The sequence below is a fragment of the Micromonospora luteifusca genome, from assembly GCF_016907275.1.
GTDB classification, from domain to species: domain Bacteria; phylum Actinomycetota; class Actinomycetes; order Mycobacteriales; family Micromonosporaceae; genus Micromonospora; species Micromonospora luteifusca.
This window is the reverse complement of sequence record NZ_JAFBBP010000001.1, coordinates 1-17,417: the sequence shown is the minus strand read 5'-3', so window position 1 is coordinate 17,417 and position 17,417 is coordinate 1. Positions and strand designations below refer to the sequence as shown.

Below are 17,417 nucleotides of genomic sequence, written 5' to 3'. Positions count from 1 at the left end.
GCTGGGTGGGGGCCGGGGTGGGCCGGGGTGGGTTAGGCGTTTTGCCAGACTCGGAGGGGGCCTGTTGGGGTGATGCCTGCGCTCAGGGCTGGGGTCAGGTCCGGGGTGGATTCGTAGCCGACAAGTGCTGCTGCGGGCACAGTGGCGCAGACTCCGTGCCAGATGTCCAGAGGGTCGTCGGTGTGGGTGAAAAGGTTGGAGACGCCGTACCGGCCGTCGTTGCCACTGAGCACCGCGCCGCCGGTGAGCACGCCCCGGTCGTCGTGGCGGGCGAGCACCCGTACCCGTGGGTCGGTCAGGAGCGCGAAGCGGAACAGGTCCGCGCCGCCGTGTGCCGCCGCCCAGGCCGCCAACTCGTCGGGGGTGCCGACCGGGGTGAGCGGCGCGTCGACCGGTGGCTTCGCCGGAGGGCGGTGGATCCACTGGGCGTTGAAGAGCACCCGGAACCCGTACCCGGACAGGTCGAGGTCGGCGAAGCTGTCCTTCACCGACGCGCCGGGTCCCGCGTCGATCCGGGCCAGCAGGGCCTCGGCGTCGACGCCCGGCCGCAGGGTGACCGCGTCCGGGTACCACGGTGGCGAGCGGCGGGGGACCGACCAGGCTTCGGCGTCGGTACGGCCGGTCAGCCCGTGGCTGCCGCAGACGATGTCACACCATTCGGCGTTGTTGCGGGCCGCCGCAGCCCGTGCGTCCTTCAGCACGCCCGGCAGCCTAGGCCGCGCCCCGATCGACCTGAGCACGACGGCTCGGGACGGGCGGCGTCGCAGCAGCTCATGGGGCGTAGACCAGGTCCATCGTGTCGGTGTGCCCCGACCAACGCAGGTCGAGGTGCCAGCAACCGGCCTGCGGCATGTCGATGATCGACGGACCTGGACCGCCGGCGACCTCCCGGGTCACCCTGGTGTCGGTGCCGTCCAGTGTCGCGGTGATCACCAGGGTCGCCGGCGACGTCGGGTCGGGTGAAGTCGTGGAGGCTTGGGCCACCCACAGGATCTTGTTGTTCGACCCGTCCTTCCGGTCCAGCCTCAGCGGGTGGGCGAACAGCACCGCCACGATGTCACCTTTGGCGCCGAACACGTGCGGTACCCGGGCGTCCCCGTGGAAACCGGCGTCCGCCCAGTCGGGCAGCGACCCCGTCTCGACCCGCGAACCGCAACCCGCCGTGGCGCTCGCCGTGGTGGCGGTGGCGCCGGTCGGCGCGGCCGGCCCGCCGCTGGCGCTGGCGCTGGTCGGCGTGGCCGACCCGCCGCTGGCCGTGGTCGTGCACCCCGCCAGCAGGACCACCGACGACGCCAGCATCAACCTGCCCCATGCACCCATCTCGCCCCTCCCGGTACGCGGGCCGCGACCCCGGTCTGGAGCAGGCCGGGCGTCGACGACTCGTCGTACCTTCACGACACCGGCCGGGCCCGCCCGGTTCCCTAGCGCAGCGACCGGGCGATCTCGATCGCCTCAGCCTTGGAGAGGGCGCCCTCAAGCCGGTAGCTCACGTCGTCGTCCTCCCAGATCAGGGTGGAGGCGGCCAGCCGGGCGGTCTCTTCGCGGACCTGCCCGGCCCGGTCCACGTACGACAGCACGTGCGGGCGGTCGACCCACACGGCGAAGTCCCCGTTGACCTGGACCCAGTCCACCCCGGGCGGGGTGGCCTCCTTGTGGAAGGCCAGATTGAGGCCGCCGTCGAACGCGTCGACGCGCAGCGCACCCCCGTCGTAGAGCAGCGTCGCGACCCGGTAGCTGCCCGTGGGGTCGGGGTCGGCGACCAGCACCCGCTCGGGCGGACCCAGCTTCGCCGGTAGGCGGATCGGGAACCGTACCGACCGTTGGGCCTCGTCCAGGGCGATGGACCGCTGGCTGGGCAAGGGCGACGGACTGTCGCCGGGCAGCGTCCGGGCGGGCGTGGTGGCGATGCTGACACCGGCGAAGCGCAGCAGCCCTGTGACAGCGTCGGCGACGGCCGCACGGGTCGGCGGCACCACCGCCACGACGGCCGCGACGAGCGCCGCCGCGGCGAGCCGACGCCACCGGTGTGCCGGCCTGCTGAGCCGTACGCGCACGCCTGCGGTCACGTCGGGCGGGTCGGGTGTCTCCAGCCAGGTGGACAGGTCGCGCAGTTCCCGTTCGAGGTCACCCATACCGGACCTCCTCGTGGTCGAGCAGGCCGCGAAGCTTCGTCAGGGCCCGAGACGTACGCGACTTCACCGTGCCGCGGGGCCAGCCCAGCGCCGCCACCGTCTCCTCCTCGGTGAGATCGAGGAAGAACCGGCAGACGATCACCTCGCGATCGCGTACCGGCAGTTGACGCAGGGCCTCGACCAGCGCGGTGCGGCGCTCCCCGGCGAGAACCGCGCTGACCGCCCCGTCCTCGGCGATCTCCGACGTCGGGTTCGCCGCGGCGGCCCGCAGGACGAGCCCGTCGCGCCGGCCACGGGAGCGGTGCAGGTTGCGGGTCTCGTTGGCGACGATCGCGAGCAGCCAGGACCGGAACGACGACTCGCCCCGATAACGGGACAGCTTGCGGTACGCCTTCACGAACGCCTCCTGGGTGACGTCCTCGGAGTCCGAGCCCGCGCCGAGCAGCACCGCCGTCCGGTACGCGGACGCGGTGTGCCGGGCGACCAGGAGGTCGTACGCCTCCAGGTCACCTGCCCGAGCGCGGGTGACGAGTGCGTCGTCGTCCAGGGCGAACCTCCGTTCCGGTCACAACCCATGACACCGCTCACGCGCTGCCGGTTCCAACTCCGGGTTCTCGAAAAGTGGCTCAGCTGTCTCCCACCCGGCGTGCAGCGTATTGCCAGGAATCGGTGCTGCACTGGAGGGCGTCGAGGAGAGGGGCTGGTCATGAGCTGGTTCAACCGCCGGTCACGGGGTGCCGAGGCGACCCCGACGAAGCTGGACCGCGAGGCGACCCGCGACGATCTCGCCGCGCTGGAGTCGTTCGTCGCCTCTCGGCGGGGGGTGGAGTTCTACCTGGAGCCGGAGACGACCGCGACGGACACCACCGTGGTGGCGATCGCCCACGACGGCGAGTGGATCCGTCGCCGTACCGGCACGCCACGCGCGGCGGGGGCCATCGCCCGCAAGCACGCGGTGCCGCTGTACGAGGCGGCCCGCACCGGCTACCCGGAACGGATGCGGACCTGGAGCCGAGCCCACCCGGAACGCCACGCCCGCTGAGCCCCGCGGCAGCGGATCATGGCGAGCGGCGCAGTCGCCCGTTCCGTCAGGATGCCCGGCTAGACCGGGGATGTTCCTGCACGCCCATCGGGTTCCGCACGTGCGAGTGATCGCTGAACACCTCCGCGTCTACGGCATCAGCTTCAAGGGAGTCACACAGACAGTCGGCTCCCTCCGCAGGGTCACGCCGCCACCGGCCAATCAGCTCGTCGTCTCGTGCATCAGGCAACCCCGCGCGCCGATATTTCCGCAGGTCAATGTGGTGAGCATGGCGGGGCGGTGCCGGGGTCTGCGTTGACCGGCGGCGCGAGGGTGTGGCAGCATTCGCGGCCTGACGGCAGTGAAGGAAGTCGGTGCGAATCCGACGCGGTCCCGCCACTGTCACCGGGGAGCGATCCCCCCTCGTGAGTCACGGCCGTGTGTCTGCGGTTGGAAGGCCGGGGGAAGAGCGTCGATCCGGAAGCCAGGATACTTCGGCCGTCGGGACGTACCCCAGGGCGTGGACACCCGAGGAGGACCCGATGACGCAGGGCGTCTCATTCATCGACCGATATCGTCGTGGCTCGTGCGGCTGCCGTGCCGTCGCCACGATCGGCAGCATCGTCGGCCCACCGGCTCCCGGGCGCGATCTCTCCGCTCACCGCTGAGTCCGTACCGCACCGCCCGTCGTCTCCGGCCCTGCGCCGCTGACCAGGCCGAACCCTGCGCCCATCCCTCATGCCGGGTCGCTCCCGCGAGCGCCTCGACGTCACTGTCCGGAGCCTGCCGTGCGCATCCTGTTGCTCTCCACCGCCGACACCGACCTGCTGGCCGCCCGCGCCAGCGGTGCCGACTACCGGCTGGCCAACCCCGCCCGGGTCGCCGCCGACGAGGTGCCCGCCCTGCTCGACGGGGTCGCCCTCGTCGTCGTACGCCTCCTTGGCGGTCGGCAGGCGTGGCCGGACGGCCTCGCCACCGTGCTCGACAGCGGCATCCCGACGGCCGTGCTCGGCGGCGAGGCACTACCCGACGCGGAGCTGATGGCCATCTCCACCGTGCCGTCCGGGGTCGTCACCCAGGCGCTGGCGTACCTGGTCGAGGGTGGCCCGGACAACCTCGGGCAAATGGCCCGGTTCCTGTCCGACACGGTGCTGCTCACCGGCGAGGGGTTCGCCCCACCCGCACCGACTCCGGCGTACGGCGTGCACCGCGAGTACCCCACCAATCCGGAACAGCCCACCGTGGGGATCGTCTTCTACCGGGCGCACGCGTTGGCCGGCAACACCGATTTCGTCGACGTGCTGGCCGAGGCGGTGCGGACGGCCGGCGGCAACCCGCTGCCGATCTTCTGCGGCTCGCTGCGCGGGCTGACCGCGACCGCCGGTCCGCTCGGGCTCTTCGCCCGCTGCGACGCGCTGCTGGTCACCGTGCTCGCGGCCGGCGGCGCGGTCGCCGCGGACGCCTCCGGAGGCGGCGACGAGGACGCCTGGGACGTCGGCGCACTGGCCGCCCTGGAGGTGCCGATCATCCAGGCGCTCTGCCTGACCAGCACCCGTGAGCAGTGGGCCGGCAGCGACGCCGGACTGTCCCCGTTGGACGCGGCGATGCAGGTGGCCATCCCCGAGTTCGACGGCCGGATCATCACCGTGCCGTTCTCGTTCAAGCAGATCGACCCGGACGGCCTCTCGGTCTACGCCGCCGACCCCGAGCGGGCCGCCCGGGTCGCCGGCATCGCGGTGCGCCACGCCCGGCTGCGGTACCTGCCGAACCACGACAAGCGGGTCGCCGTGGTGCTCAGTTCGTACCCCACCAAGCACTCCCGGGTCGGCAACGCCGTCGGGCTGGACACCCCGGTCTCGGCGGTCCGGTTGTTCGCCGCGCTGGCCGAGGACGGCTATGACCTGGGCGCCGCGCCGCCGCCCACCGACGGGGACGCGTTGATCCACGCGCTGATCGCCGCCGGTGGTCACGACGTGGAATGGCTCACCCCGGAACAGTTGGCCGGCGCCGAGGCCCGGATTGCGGGGCAGACCTACCGACGCTGGTTCGACCAGGTCCCGGCCGAGCTGCGCGAGCGGATGCGCGAACACTGGGGTGAGCCGCCCGGCGAGCTCTACACCGAGGGCGGCGACATCGTGCTCGCCGGGCTGCGTTTCGGCAACGTGGTGCTGCTGATCCAGCCGCCACGCGGTTTCGGGGAGAACCCGATCGCCATCTACCACGACCCGGACCTGCCGCCCAGCCACCACTACCTGGCCGCGTACCGCTGGTTGGCCGCGCCCGTCGCCGACGGCGGCTTCGGCGCGGACGCCGTGGTGCACCTGGGCAAGCACGGCACCCTGGAGTGGCTGCCCGGCAAGGGCCTCGGCCTGGCCGCCGACTGCGCACCCGACGCCGTCCTCGGCGACCTGCCGCTGGTCTACCCGTTCATCGTCAACGACCCCGGCGAGGGCACCCAGGCCAAACGGCGGGCACACGCCGTGGTGATCGACCACCTGGTGCCGCCGATGGCGCGCGCCGAAACCTACGGCGACCTGGCCAAGCTGGAGCAACTGCTCGACGAGTACGCCACCGTGCAGGCGCTCGACCCGGCCAAGGTGCCCACCGTGCGGGCGCAGATCTGGGACCTGGTGCGTGCCGCCGAACTGCACCACGACCTGCACGCCGAGGCGATGCCCCACGCCGACGACTTCGACGACTTCGTGCTGCACCTCGACGGGTACCTCTGCGAGGTCAAGGACGTGCAGATCCGCGACGGTCTGCACATTCTCGCCGACGCGCCCACCGGTGAGCCGCGGGTCAACCTGGTCCTCGCGGTGCTGCGCGCGCCACAGGTCTGGGGCGGCGCCCGTGCCCTGCCCGGTCTGCGCCAGGCCCTCGCCGGCGCGTACTCCCTCGACGAGCAGGCGTTGCTCGCGTCACCGGGACAACGACTGGCGTTGCCCACCGCGTTGACCGACGTGGTGGACGGTCCGGCCGGCACCGCCGCCGACGCCGTCGACCTGATCGAGGCACTCGCCCGGCGGTTGGTCCTCGGCATGGAGACGCTCGGCTGGAACACCGACGCCGTCGACACGGTGGTCGAGGAGGTGACCGGCCAGCGGGTCCCGGACGTCGCCGCGGTGCTGCACTTCGCCGCCACCGAGCTGGTGCCCCGACTGGACCGGACCACCGACGAGTTGACCCACACCCTCGGCGCGCTCGACGGCCGGTTCGTGCCACCCGGCCCGTCCGGCTCACCCACCCGTGGCCTGGTCAATGTGCTGCCCACCGGCCGTAACTTCTACTCCGTCGACCCGAAGGCCATTCCCAGCCGCAACGCCTGGGACGTCGGAGTGGCCCTCGCCGACTCCCTGCTGGCCCGGCACCTCGCCGACACCGGCGCGTACCCCCGCTCGGTGGGGTTGACCGTGTGGGGCACGAGTGCCATGCGGACCCAGGGCGACGACATCGCCGAGGTGCTCGCGCTGTTGGGCTGCCGTCCCGTCTGGGACGACCGGTCCCGGCGGGTCACCGGCATCGAGGTGGTGTCGACCGCCGAGCTGGGCCGGCCCCGCGTCGACGTCACCGTGCGCATCTCCGGGTTCTTCCGCGACGCGTTCCCGCACGTCGTGGCGCTGCTCGACGACGCCGTCCGGCGGGTCGCCGCCCTGGACGAACCGGACGAGGAGAACTACCTGCGGGCGCATGTCGCCGCCGACCTCGCCGAGCACGGCGACGAGCGACGGGCCACCGCGCGGATCTTCGGGTCGAAGCCCGGAGCGTACGGCGCGGGCCTGCTGCCCCTGATCGACGCCCGGACCTGGCGCAGCGACGCCGACCTGGCCGAGGTGTACGCGGTGTGGGGCGGCTACGCCTACGGCCAGGGCCTGGACGGGCGGGAGGCACGCGCCGACATGGAACGCTCCTTCGCCCGGATCGCCGTGGCGGTGAAGAACCAGGACACCCGCGAGCACGACATCGTCGACTCCGACGACTACTTCCAGTACCACGGCGGGATGGTGGCGATGGTCCGTCACCTCACCGGCACCTCGCCACAGGCGTACGTGGGTGACTCGGCGATGCCGCACGACGTGCGTACCCGCACCCTGGGCGAGGAGACCCGGCGGGTGTTCCGCGCCCGGGTGGTCAACCCGAAGTGGATCGCCGCGATGCGCCGGCACGGCTACAAGGGCGCGTTCGAGCTGGCCGCCACCGTGGACTACCTGTTCGGCTACGACGCCACCGCGGGCGTAGTCGACGACTGGATGTACGAGCACCTGGCCGCCGCGTACCTATTCGACGAGACGACCCGGGAGTTCCTGGAGCAGTCCAACCCGTGGGCGCTGCGTGGCATCACCGAGCGGCTGTTGGAGGCCGCCGACCGGGGGCTGTGGGCCAAACCCGAGCCGGCCACCCTGGACCGGCTGCGCGACACGTACCTGGCCAGTGAGGGCGACCTGGAGGACCGGGCGTGAGCGCGAGGAGTGAGCCGGGTTTGCGAGCCCCGCAGTCGCGATCCAAGGAGGCAGCGTGAGCGCGAGGAGTGAGCCGGGTTTGCGAGCCCCGCAGTCGCGATCCAAGGAGGCACAGTGACCACGTATCCGTTCAGTGCCGTGCTCGGCATGGCCGACATGCGACTGGCGTTGCTGCTCAACGCGGTCTCCCCGGCGATCGGCGGGGTGTTGGTGCGTGGCGAGAAGGGGACTGCCAAGTCCACTGCGGTGCGGGCTCTCGCCGCGTTGCTGCCTCCGGTCCGTCGGGTCGCCGGCTGCCGTTTTGGTTGTGACCCGGCCGATCCCGACCCGGCCTGCCCGGATGGCCCGCACCCGGTCGGTGCCGCTGCCGAGACTCACCCCGCCCGGCTGGTGGAGTTGCCGGTCGGTGCCGCCGAGGACCGGGTGGTCGGCTCACTGGATCTGGAGAAGGCCCTCGGCGAGGGTGTCCGCGCCTTCGAGCCGGGTCTGCTCGCCGCCGCGCATCGGGGTGTCCTCTATGTCGACGAGGTCAACCTGTTGCACGACCACCTCGTCGACCTGCTACTCGATGCGGCGGCGATGGGCCGCAGCCACGTCGAGCGGGAAGGCGTCTCGGTCAGCCATGCCGCCCGGTTCCTGCTGGTGGGCACGATGAACCCGGAGGAGGGGGAGTTGCGCCCGCAGTTGCTCGACCGGTTCGGGCTCACCGTCGAGGTGGGCGCCAGCCGTGACCCGGAGGTCCGGGTCGAGGTGGTCCGTCGCCGGCTCGCCGCCGATGCCGACCCGGCCGGCTTTGCCGCCCGTTGGGCCGACGCCGACGCGGAGGTCGCCCGCCAGGTGGCCGCCGCACGCCGTCGGCTTCCCGGGGTACGACTTCCGGACGCGGCGTTGCGGCAGATCGCCGAGGTGTGCGCCGCGTTCGACGTGGACGGTATGCGCGCCGACATCGTCACCGCCCGTACCGCGTTGGCGCACGCCGCCTGGCATGGCCGGGACCGGGTCACCATCGACGACGTCCGGGTGGCGGCTCGGCTGGCCCTGCCGCACCGTCGGCGCCGCGACCCGTTCGACACCCCCGGGTTGGACGACAAGCGCCTCGACGAGGCGTTGCAACGTGCCCAGGACGCGCACCCGGACGACCCGGACGACAGCGGCCCGGACGACCGTGGCCCCGATGGCGGTGGCCCCGATGGCGGTGGCCCGGACGATCGTGGCCCCGACGACACCGGTCCGGCGGGCGGTGAGGGCTCGCAGGGTGGTGACGGCAGTGGCTCCGACGGGGTCGACCAGGGTGGACCGGGTTCGGCCGGGCACCCGGCCCGTGACGGCGCTGGCCCGGACGGGCACGTCGAGGGGCCGAACGGGGCGGACGACAGTGGACGGCCGCAGCACCCGACAGACGACCGGGGTGGGCCCGGTCAGCACGCGGGGGCGGCCGGCGGTCGAGCTGCGGCCCGCGTCGACGAGGACTCGACCCGTGGGCGGGGCAGCGGCGGAGAAGCTCAGCCGGTGGCCGTACCCCGGGGTGGGCTGAAGGCGCGGGTGCTCACCGCGCCCGGGGTGGGTGACGGGGTGCCCGGCCGGCGCTCGCGTGCCCGCACCGGCCGGGGGCGCACCGCCGGGGCCCGGGTGCCGACGGGTCGGGTCGGGGCGTTGCACCTGCCGGCGACGGTCCGTGCCGCCGCGCCGCACCAGACCTCCCGGGGGCGGCTGACCGGCCCGCTGCGGTTACGCCCGGACGACGTGCGCGAGGCGGTCCGGGAGGGGCGCGAGGGAAACCTGGTGCTGTTCGTGGTGGACGCGAGCGGCTCGATGGGTGCCCGGCAGCGGATGACCGCCGTGAAGGACGCGGTGCTCGCTCTGCTCACCGACGCCTACCAGCGGCGGGACAAGGTCGCGGTGATCGCCTTCCGGGGTGCCGGCGCTCGGACGTTGCTGCCGGCCACCTCGTCGGTGCTGGCCGCCTCGACCCGGCTGGCCGAGTTGCCCACCGGTGGGCGTACGCCGTTGGCGGAGGGGCTGCTCGCGGCCGCCGACCTGCTGCGGGTGGAGCGGTTGCGTGACCCGAAGCGCCGCCCCCTGGTTCTCATCGTCACCGACGGCCGGGCTACCGCGGGCACCCGCCCGCTGGACCGCTCCGCGGGAGCGGCAGCGGTCCTGGCGGCAACCGGAGCCGCCTGCGTGGTCATCGACTGCGAATCCGGCCCGGTACGCCTGCACCTGGCAGGTCGCCTGGCAACCCAGCTGACTGCCCCACTACACCCCCTGACAGCCCTGACCCACCCCAGCCCCCACTCGCGCGATCTTGCACTTCCGGTCGCGGCACAGAGGACGTAATGCACGTATCGCAGACCGAAAGATCGCGGGAGGAATGGGCGTGGGCGTGACGAGCAGGGGAGATTGCTGATGCCGCAGGGACAGCCGACCAACGTGCCCGCCGACGGGTTGACCACCCGGCAACGGCGGCACCGGCCACTGCTGATCGTCCACACCGGACAAATGAAGGGGAAGTCGACAGCCGCCTTCGGGTTGGCGTTGCGGGCCTGGACGGCCGGCCTGCCGGTCGGGGTGTTCCAGTTCGTCAAGAGCGCCAAGTGGCGGGTGGGGGAGGAGAACGCCTTCCGCGCGCTCGGCGAGGTGCACGAGCGCACCGGTCAGGGCGCACCGGTGGCCTGGCACAAGATGGGCGAGGGCTGGTCCTGGATCCAGCGCGGCGGCGACGCCGACCACGCCGCCGACGCCCTGGAGGGCTGGCGGCAGATCCAGCGTGACCTCGCCGCCGAGCGCTACGGGCTGTACGTGCTGGACGAGTTCACCTACCCGATGAAGTGGGGCTGGGTGGACGTCGACGAGGTGGTGGCCACCCTGGCCGACCGGCCCGGCTTCCAGCACGTGGTCATCACCGGCCGCGACGCCGACCCGCGTCTGGTCGCCGCCGCCGACCTGGTGGCCGAGCTGACCAAGGTCAAGCACCCGATGGACGCCGGCCAGAAGGGCCAGAAGGGCATCGAGTGGTGAACGTCCCCACCGAACCGTGGCCGCTGCCTCGGGTGGTCGTCGCCGCCCCGGCCAGTGGTCACGGCAAGACGACCGTGGCCACCGGGCTGCTCGCCGCGCTGCGCCGTCGCGGCCTGACGGTCAGCCCGCACAAGGTCGGCCCGGACTACATCGACCCCGGCTACCACGCCCTCGCCGCCGGCCGGGCTGGCCGCAACCTCGACCCGTTCCTGGTCGGGGCCGAGCGGATCGCCCCGCTGCTGCGGCACGGCGCGAGTGTGCCCACGCCCGCCGACATCGCCGTGGTGGAGGGCGTCATGGGTCTGCACGACGGCGCGGTCGGCCGCCGCGACTACGCCTCCACCGCGCACGTCGCCCGGCTCATCGAGGCGCCGGTGCTGCTGGTGCTGGACACCACCGCCCAGGGTCGTTCGGCCGCCGCGCTGACGCTGGGCATGGCCGCGTTCGACCCGGCCGTGCGCATCGGCGGGGTGATCCTCAACCGGGTCGGCTCACCCCGACACGAGACGCTGCTGCGCGACGCCCTGGCCGAGGTGGGCGTGCCGGTGCTCGGGGCCGTCACCCGCGCCGCCGAGGTCGCCGCCCCGGCCCGGCACCTCGGGTTGGTGCCGGTCGCCGAGCGGGCACCCGAGTCCCTCGCCATCGTCACCGCGCTCGCCGAGCTGGTCGAGGCCACCGTGGACCTCGACGCGGTGCTCGACCTGGCCCGTACCGCCCCGGCACTGACCACCCCGGCCTGGGACCCGGTCGCCGCCGTCGGCGGGCCGGCCGGCGCCGAGCGGCCGCTGGTCGCGCTCGCCGGTGGTCCGGCTTTCACCTTCTCGTACGCGGAGACCGCCGAACTGCTCGCCGCGGCCGGCGCCGACGTGGTCACCGTCGACCCGCTGCGCGACCCGGCGCTGCCCGCCGGCACGCGCGCGGTGGTGATCGGCGGCGGCTTCCCCGAGGCGTACGCCGAGGCGCTCGCCGGCAACGCCGCACTCCGCGCCGAGCTGGCCGACTTCGACGGGCCGATCGTGGCCGAGTGCGCCGGGCTGCTCTACCTCGGACGGTCCCTGGACGAGGTGCCGATGTGCGGGCGGCTGGACCTGAGCGCCCGGATGACCGGCCGGCTCACCCTCGGCTACCGCGAGGCGGTGGCCGTCAGCGACTCCCCGGTGGCCCGCGCCGGCGAGGGCGTACGCGGCCACGAGTTCCACCGCACGACCACCGACCCGCAGCACGGCGAGGCGCCGGCGTGGCGCTGGGACGACGCGGAGCACGGCTTCGTCGCCGGCCGGGTGCACGCCTCCTACCTGCACACCCACTGGGCCGGTCACCCCGCCGCCGCCCGCCGGCTGGTCGAGGCGTGCCGATGAGCGCCGACGATCGCTCCGCCGCCGGAGTGCACGCCGGGTCGGCCGACGCCACGCTGACCGGGGTGGGCGTCGGCCCGGGCGACCCGGAACTGCTCACCGTCAAGGCGGTGCGGGTCCTGGGCGAGGCCGACGTGGTCTTCGTACCCGTGATGGCGGACCGGGTCGAGCCCACCGCGACCGCCGGTCCGACACCGCCGGGCGGGGACGCCGGGCGGGCCGAGCGGACCGTGCGGTCCTACGTCGCGGCGAACCGCCTGCGCAGGCTGCCGTTCGCCCTGGACGACCGGGGTGGGGTGACCGCCCGCCGCGCGGCGGCCTGGGACGACGCGGCCCGGGTGGTGGTCGAGGCGATCGACGCGGGCGCGCGGTCGTTGGCGTTCGCCACCATCGGCGACCCCAACGTCTACTCCACCTTCGGCTACCTCGCGCAGAGCGTCCGGGCGCTGCGCCCGGCGGTGCGGGTGGCGACCGTGCCCGGCGTCACCGCCATGCAGGAGTTGGCGGCGCGCAGCGGCACCCCGCTCTGCGAGGGACGGGAGCCGCTGACCCTGCTGCCCGCCACCGCGGGCCTGGCGCTGTTCGCCGACGCCCTCGCCGGGCCGGGCACCGTGGTCGCCTACAAGGGCTGGCGGCGGCACCCGGAGCTGCTCGCCGAGCTGCGCCGACAGGGCCGGCTCGCCGACGCGGTGCTCGGGAGCAGCCTGGGGCTGCCCGGCGAACGCATCGGCCCGGTCGACGACACCACGCACGACCTGCCGTACCTGTCGACACTGCTGGTCCCGGCCCGCCGCGACCACCGAGGAGGAAAACTGTGACAAGCGACGGCAAGGTGTGGTTCGTCGGAGCCGGCCCCGGTGCGGCGGACCTGCTGACCCTGCGGGCCGCCCGGGTGATCGCCGAGGCGGACATCGTGATCTGGGCGGCCAGCCTGGTGCACGCCGACGTGCTGGAGCACGCCCGCTCCGGCGCGGAGATCGTCGACTCGTCGCAGCTGCCCATCGAGGGCGTGCTGCCGCTCTACGAGCGGGCCGCCGAGCAGGGGCTGACCGTGGCCCGGATCCACTCCGGTGACCCGGCGCTGTGGGGCGCGGTGCAGGAGCAACTGGACCTGTGCCGGGCGCTCGGCCTGGCCGTCGAGATCGTGCCGGGGGTCTCCTCGTTCACCGCCGTCGCGGCGATCGTCGGACGGGAGCTGACCGTGCCCGAGGTGGCCCAGTCGGTGATCCTCACCCGCCTCGAAGGCGGCAAGACCCCGATGCCGCCCGGTGAGCGGGTCCGCGACTTCGCCCGGCACGGCACCACCATGGCGCTGTTCCTCTCCGCCGCCCGCTCGGGGCAGGTGCAGGTCGAGCTGCTGGCCGGCGGCTACCCGGAGGACACCCCGGCCATCGTGGCGTACCAGGCGACCTGGCCGGACGAGCTGGTGGTGCGCTGCACGATCGGCACCCTGGAGGCGACGGTCAAGCAGCACAAGCTGTGGAAGCACACCCTGTTCCTGGTCGGGCCGGCGCTCGCCGCCGAGGGCACCCGCTCGCACCTCTACCACCCCGGGCACTTCCACACCTTCCGCCGCGCCGAGCCGGCCGCCCGCGCCGAGCTGCGCCGCCAGGCCGGCGCCCGCACCGGGGGGACAGCCACCCCGGGGCACACACCATGACGTACGCCGAGCCGCCGCTGCGCGAGCCGGACCTGCCGCGAACCGCGAAGGTCCGGCCCACCGCGCTGCGTACCGGCTGGACCACCGGCGCCTGCGCGACCGCGGCGGCCAAGGCCGCGGTCACCGCGCTGGTCACCGGCACGACCCAACAGGAGGTGGAGATCGGGCTGCCCGCCGGACGCCGGGTGCGTTTCCCGGTCGAACGCTGCGAGGTGACCGGCACCCCGCCGGCCCGCGCCGAGGCGGTCGTGGTCAAGGACGCCGGGGACGACCCGGACGTCACCCACGGGGCCGAGCTGACCGCCACCGTGGACTGGACCGACGTCCCCGGGCTGCGGCTCGCCGGCGGTGCCGGTGTCGGCATGGTCACCAAGCCCGGCCTCGGGCTCACCGTCGGCGGCCCCGCGATCAACGACACCCCGCGCCGGATGATCGACGAGGCGGTGGCCGAGGTGGTCGACCTCACCGAAGTCGGCGTACGCGTGGTGATCAGCGTGCCCCGGGGCGAGATCATGGCCCGCAAGACCACCAACCGGCGGCTCGGCATCCTGGGCGGGATCTCGATTCTCGGCACCACCGGGATCGTCCGTCCCTTCTCCACCGCCTCCTGGCGGGCCAGCGTCGTCCAGGCCGTGCACGTGATGGCCGCCCAGGGGGAGCGGACCGTGGTGCTCTGCACCGGCGGGCGAACCGAGCGGGCCGCCCGCGCGCTCCTGCCCGACCTTCCCGAGGTCTGCTTCGTCGAGGTCGGCGACTTCACCGGTGCCGCGGTGACCGCCGCCGTGGGCGACGGCATGACCGGCGTCGTCTTCGTCGGCATGGCCGGCAAACTGGCCAAACTCGCCGCCGGAGTGCTGATGACCCACTACACCCGCTCCATGGTGGACCTGTCCCTGCTCGGCGCGGTGACCGCCGAAGCCGGTGGCGACCCGGCGCTCGTCGACGCCGTGACCGAGGCGAACACCGGGCGGCACGCGTACGAGCTGTGGGAGGCGGCCGGACTGCTCGGCCCGGCCGGCGACCTGCTCTGCCAACGGGTACGCCAGGTGCTGCGACGCTTCGCCGGGCCGACGGTCACCGTGGACGTGGCGATGGTCGACTTCGCCGGAGCGCACGTCGTTGCCTCGTCCGGCCGGTGGCCGCGGTGACCCGCGTGGACCCGGTGACCCGGGTGCCGTCCCCGGTGACCGTGGTCGGTCTGGACGCCGCGGGCGCCCCGCCACACCCCGCTCTCGCTCCGGTGCTGGCCGCTGCCGGGCTGGTGGTCGGGGCCGCCCGGCACCTGACCGCGGTGCCCGTACCGGCCGGTGCCGACACCGTCACCCTCGGGCCGCTCGCCCCGGCCCTGCACCGGCTGGCCGAGGCGGTCGCCGCCGGGGTGCCGGCCGTGGTGCTGGCCAGCGGGGACCCCGGGTTCTTCGGCATCGTCCGGCGGCTGCGCGCGGCCGGGCTGCCACTGCGGGTGGTGCCAGCGGTGTCCAGTGTGGCCGCCGCCTTCGCCCGCGCGGGGCTGCCCTGGGACGGCGCCGCCGTGGTCACCGCGCACGGGCGCGACCCGCGACCGGCCCTGAACGCCTGCCGGGCACTGCCGCTGGTCGCGGTGCTCACCGCACCCGGCGCCGGTGCGGCCGAGTTGGGCGCCGGCCTGGCCGGCTGGTCCCGCCGCCTGCTGGTCGCCGAGCACCTGGGCACCGACGCCGAACGGATCCGCGAGGTGACCCCCGAGCAGGCCGCCGCGCAGACCTGGTCCGACCCGCACGTCCTGCTCAGCCTCGCCACACCTGACGCCGCCGAATCCGCACCCGACGCCACTGGATCGGCACCCGACGCTGCGGACCCCGCACCCGACGCCGCCGAATCCGCACCCGACCCCGCACCTCTGGTCGCGGCCGGTGGCATGCGGTCGGACAACCAGCCGGCTGCCGCTCCGGTCGGCGGTTGGGCGTTGCCGGAGACCCGGTACGCCCACCGCGACTCCATGATCACCAAGTCGGAGGTGCGGGCCCTCGTCGTCGCCCGACTGCGCCCCCGGCTCGGTCGGCTGGTGTGGGACGTCGGCGCGGGCAGCGGCTCGGTCGGCATCGAGTGCGCGCTGCTCGGCGCGGCCGTGGTCGCCGTCGAACAGGACCCGCAGGCTGGCGCGACCATCCGGGCCAACGCCACCGCGCACGCCGTAACCGTCCGACTCGTTACCGGCCCAGCCCCGCAGGCGCTGGCCGGCCTGCCCGAGCCGGACGCGGTCTTCGTCGGCGGTGGCGGTGCCGAGGTCCTCGCCGCCGTGGTGGCCCGCCAGCCCGAACGGGTGGTGCTCACCCTGGCCGCACTCGACCGGGTCGCACCGGCCGTGGGCCTCCTGCGCACCGCCGGCTACACGGTCGAGGGCAGCCAACTCTCCGCCGCCCGCCTCGCCGACCTGCCCGGTGGGTCGATCCGCCTCGCGGCCACCAACCCGGTGGTCGTCCTCACCGGGGAGCGCCCGTGAACGACCAGAACCCGCCCGCTCGCATCGGACTGGTGGCGGCCACCGCCGCCGGCCGACGGCACGCGGACACCATCGCCGCCGCCTGGCCGCACGCCCGGCCGGTGGAGGGGGAGACCGTGGCCGACGCGCTGCGGACCGCCTGGGCGGAGTGTGACGCCGTGGTCGCGTTCCTGGCCACCGGTGCCGTGGTGCGGATCCTCGCGCCGCTGCTCGGCGACAAGCACAGCGACCCGGCCGTGGTGGTCGTCGACGAGGCGGCCCGGCACGCCGTGGCGCTGCTCGGCGGGCACGCCGGCGGCGGCAACGACCTCGCCGAACAGATCGGCGCGGTACTGGACGCCCGACCGGTGATCACCACCGCCACCGACGCGGTCGGCCTGCCGGGGCTGGACACCCTCGGCTGGCCCGTGCAGGGCGCGGTCGCCGCGGTGTCCCGGGCCATCCTGGACGGCGAGCCGGTCCAGCTGATCGCCGACGCAGACTGGCCGTTGCCCGCCCTGCCCCCGAACGTCCACCCCCAACCCGCCGCTACCGACAGCGCCGCCACCGACAGCGGCGCCGGGTCCGCCGCCACCCCCGAGCCCGCCGCCGACCGCGGCGCCGAGCAGGGCAGTGGGTACCGGCTGCTGGTCACCGACCGGGTGGTGCCGCTGGACGGGCGGACCGCCGTGCTCCGGCCCCCGTCGCTGGTCGCCGGCGTGGGCGCGAGTCGGGGCGTACCCGCCGCCGAGGTGACCGAGCTGCTGCACCGGGTGCTGGCCGACGCCGGCCTCAGCCCGGCGAGCCTGCGCTGCCTGGCCAGCGCCGACGTCAAGGCCGACGAGGCGGGCATCCTCAGCACCGCCGACGCGATCGGCGTACCCCTGGTGACCTGGCCGGCGACGCGGCTGGCCACGGTCGACGTGCCGCACCCCAGCGAGGTGGTCCGCGCCGCGGTCGGCACGCCGAGCGTGGCGGAGGCCGCGGCGCTGCTCGGCCCGGCGGGCCGACCGGGCGACGCCACCCTGCTGGTGGGAAAGACCGCGACGGCGATGGCCACCGTGGCGGTGGCCCGCCACGCGCCGCGCGGCCGGCTGGCCATCGTCGGGCTCGGACCGGGCGCCGCCGACCTGCGCACCCCCCGCGCGGTCACCGAGCTGCGTCGCGCCGCCGTGGTGGTCGGCCTCGACCAGTACCTCGACCAGGTCCGCGACCTGCTCCGCCCGGGAACCCGGGTGCTCTCCAGCGGACTGGGCGCGGAGGAGGCGCGGGCCCGCGCCGCCGTCGCCGAGGCCGTCGCCGGCCGGGCGGTC

The 17,417-nt window shown here is 74.3% G+C and carries 13 protein-coding genes, 1 pseudogene and 1 riboswitch; of the genes and pseudogenes, 10 read left to right on the top strand and 4 right to left on the bottom strand.

The features are described 5' to 3' along the window. Positions 1-32: 32 nt before the first annotated feature. The 4 genes from JOD64_RS00070 to JOD64_RS00055 form a co-directional block, all read right to left on the bottom strand. The gene (locus tag JOD64_RS00070; RefSeq protein WP_204940260.1) at positions 33-701 is read right to left on the bottom strand and encodes a hypothetical protein; all 669 of its coding nucleotides are present in this window, start codon (positions 699-701) and stop codon (positions 33-35) included. A 70-nt stretch (positions 702-771) separates the two neighbouring features. Further along, positions 772-1,320, bottom strand: a complete 549-nt coding sequence (locus tag JOD64_RS00065; RefSeq protein WP_204940259.1) for a hypothetical protein — start codon at positions 1,318-1,320, stop codon at positions 772-774. Between the two features lie 101 nt (positions 1,321-1,421). Next, the gene (locus JOD64_RS00060) at positions 1,422-2,132 is read right to left on the bottom strand and encodes a hypothetical protein (RefSeq protein ID WP_204940258.1); all 711 of its coding nucleotides are present in this window, start codon (positions 2,130-2,132) and stop codon (positions 1,422-1,424) included. Further along, positions 2,125-2,619, bottom strand: coding sequence for an RNA polymerase sigma factor (locus JOD64_RS00055; protein WP_275581628.1), 495 nt, complete (start codon positions 2,617-2,619; stop codon positions 2,125-2,127). The genes JOD64_RS00060 and JOD64_RS00055 overlap by 8 nt, the downstream gene beginning before the upstream one ends. 219 nt (positions 2,620-2,838) lie before the next feature. Between JOD64_RS00055 and JOD64_RS00050 the strand changes: the two genes are divergently transcribed. From JOD64_RS00050 to JOD64_RS00005, 10 genes and pseudogenes are all read left to right on the top strand, one after another. Next, positions 2,839-3,174: a hypothetical protein gene (locus JOD64_RS00050; protein WP_204940257.1), complete on the top strand. Its 336-nt coding sequence runs from the start codon at positions 2,839-2,841 to the stop codon at positions 3,172-3,174. A gap of 318 nt (positions 3,175-3,492) precedes the next feature. Then, positions 3,493-3,670: riboswitch (cobalamin riboswitch) on the top strand. Positions 3,671-3,941: 271 nt separating this feature from the next. After that, a complete protein-coding gene (gene cobN, locus JOD64_RS00045) occupies positions 3,942-7,610 on the top strand; it encodes a cobaltochelatase subunit CobN (RefSeq protein WP_204940256.1) in 3,669 nt (1,222 codons plus the stop codon). Positions 7,611-7,665: 55 nt separating this feature from the next. Further along, a pseudogene (locus JOD64_RS00040) lies at positions 7,666-9,947 on the top strand (putative cobaltochelatase). A gap of 69 nt (positions 9,948-10,016) precedes the next feature. After that, complete coding sequence (gene cobO, locus JOD64_RS00035) at positions 10,017-10,628, top strand: cob(I)yrinic acid a,c-diamide adenosyltransferase (RefSeq protein ID WP_204940255.1); 612 nt, start codon at positions 10,017-10,019, stop codon at positions 10,626-10,628. Next, positions 10,625-11,986 (top strand): cobyrinic acid a,c-diamide synthase CobB, encoded by a 1,362-nt coding sequence (locus JOD64_RS00030; protein ID WP_204940254.1) that lies wholly within the window; start codon positions 10,625-10,627, stop codon positions 11,984-11,986. The genes cobO and JOD64_RS00030 overlap by 4 nt, the downstream gene beginning before the upstream one ends. Further along, on the top strand, positions 11,983-12,801 hold the full coding sequence (gene cobI, locus JOD64_RS00025; protein ID WP_204940253.1) for a precorrin-2 C(20)-methyltransferase: 819 nt from the start codon (positions 11,983-11,985) through the stop codon (positions 12,799-12,801). Before JOD64_RS00030 ends, cobI begins: the two co-directional genes overlap by 4 nt. After that, positions 12,798-13,643 (top strand): precorrin-4 C(11)-methyltransferase, encoded by an 846-nt coding sequence (gene cobM / locus JOD64_RS00020; protein WP_204940252.1) that lies wholly within the window; start codon positions 12,798-12,800, stop codon positions 13,641-13,643. Before cobI ends, cobM begins: the two co-directional genes overlap by 4 nt. Then, a complete protein-coding gene (locus JOD64_RS00015; protein ID WP_204940251.1) occupies positions 13,640-14,791 on the top strand; it encodes a cobalt-precorrin-5B (C(1))-methyltransferase in 1,152 nt (383 codons plus the stop codon). Before cobM ends, JOD64_RS00015 begins: the two co-directional genes overlap by 4 nt. Next, a complete protein-coding gene (gene cbiE, locus JOD64_RS00010; protein WP_204940250.1) occupies positions 14,779-16,125 on the top strand; it encodes a precorrin-6y C5,15-methyltransferase (decarboxylating) subunit CbiE in 1,347 nt (448 codons plus the stop codon). The genes JOD64_RS00015 and cbiE overlap by 13 nt, the downstream gene beginning before the upstream one ends. Beyond that, positions 16,122-17,417: bifunctional cobalt-precorrin 5A hydrolase/precorrin-3B C(17)-methyltransferase (locus tag JOD64_RS00005; RefSeq protein ID WP_204940249.1), on the top strand; the 1,296-nt coding region annotated here is incomplete at its 3' end. The genes cbiE and JOD64_RS00005, both read left to right, overlap by 4 nt.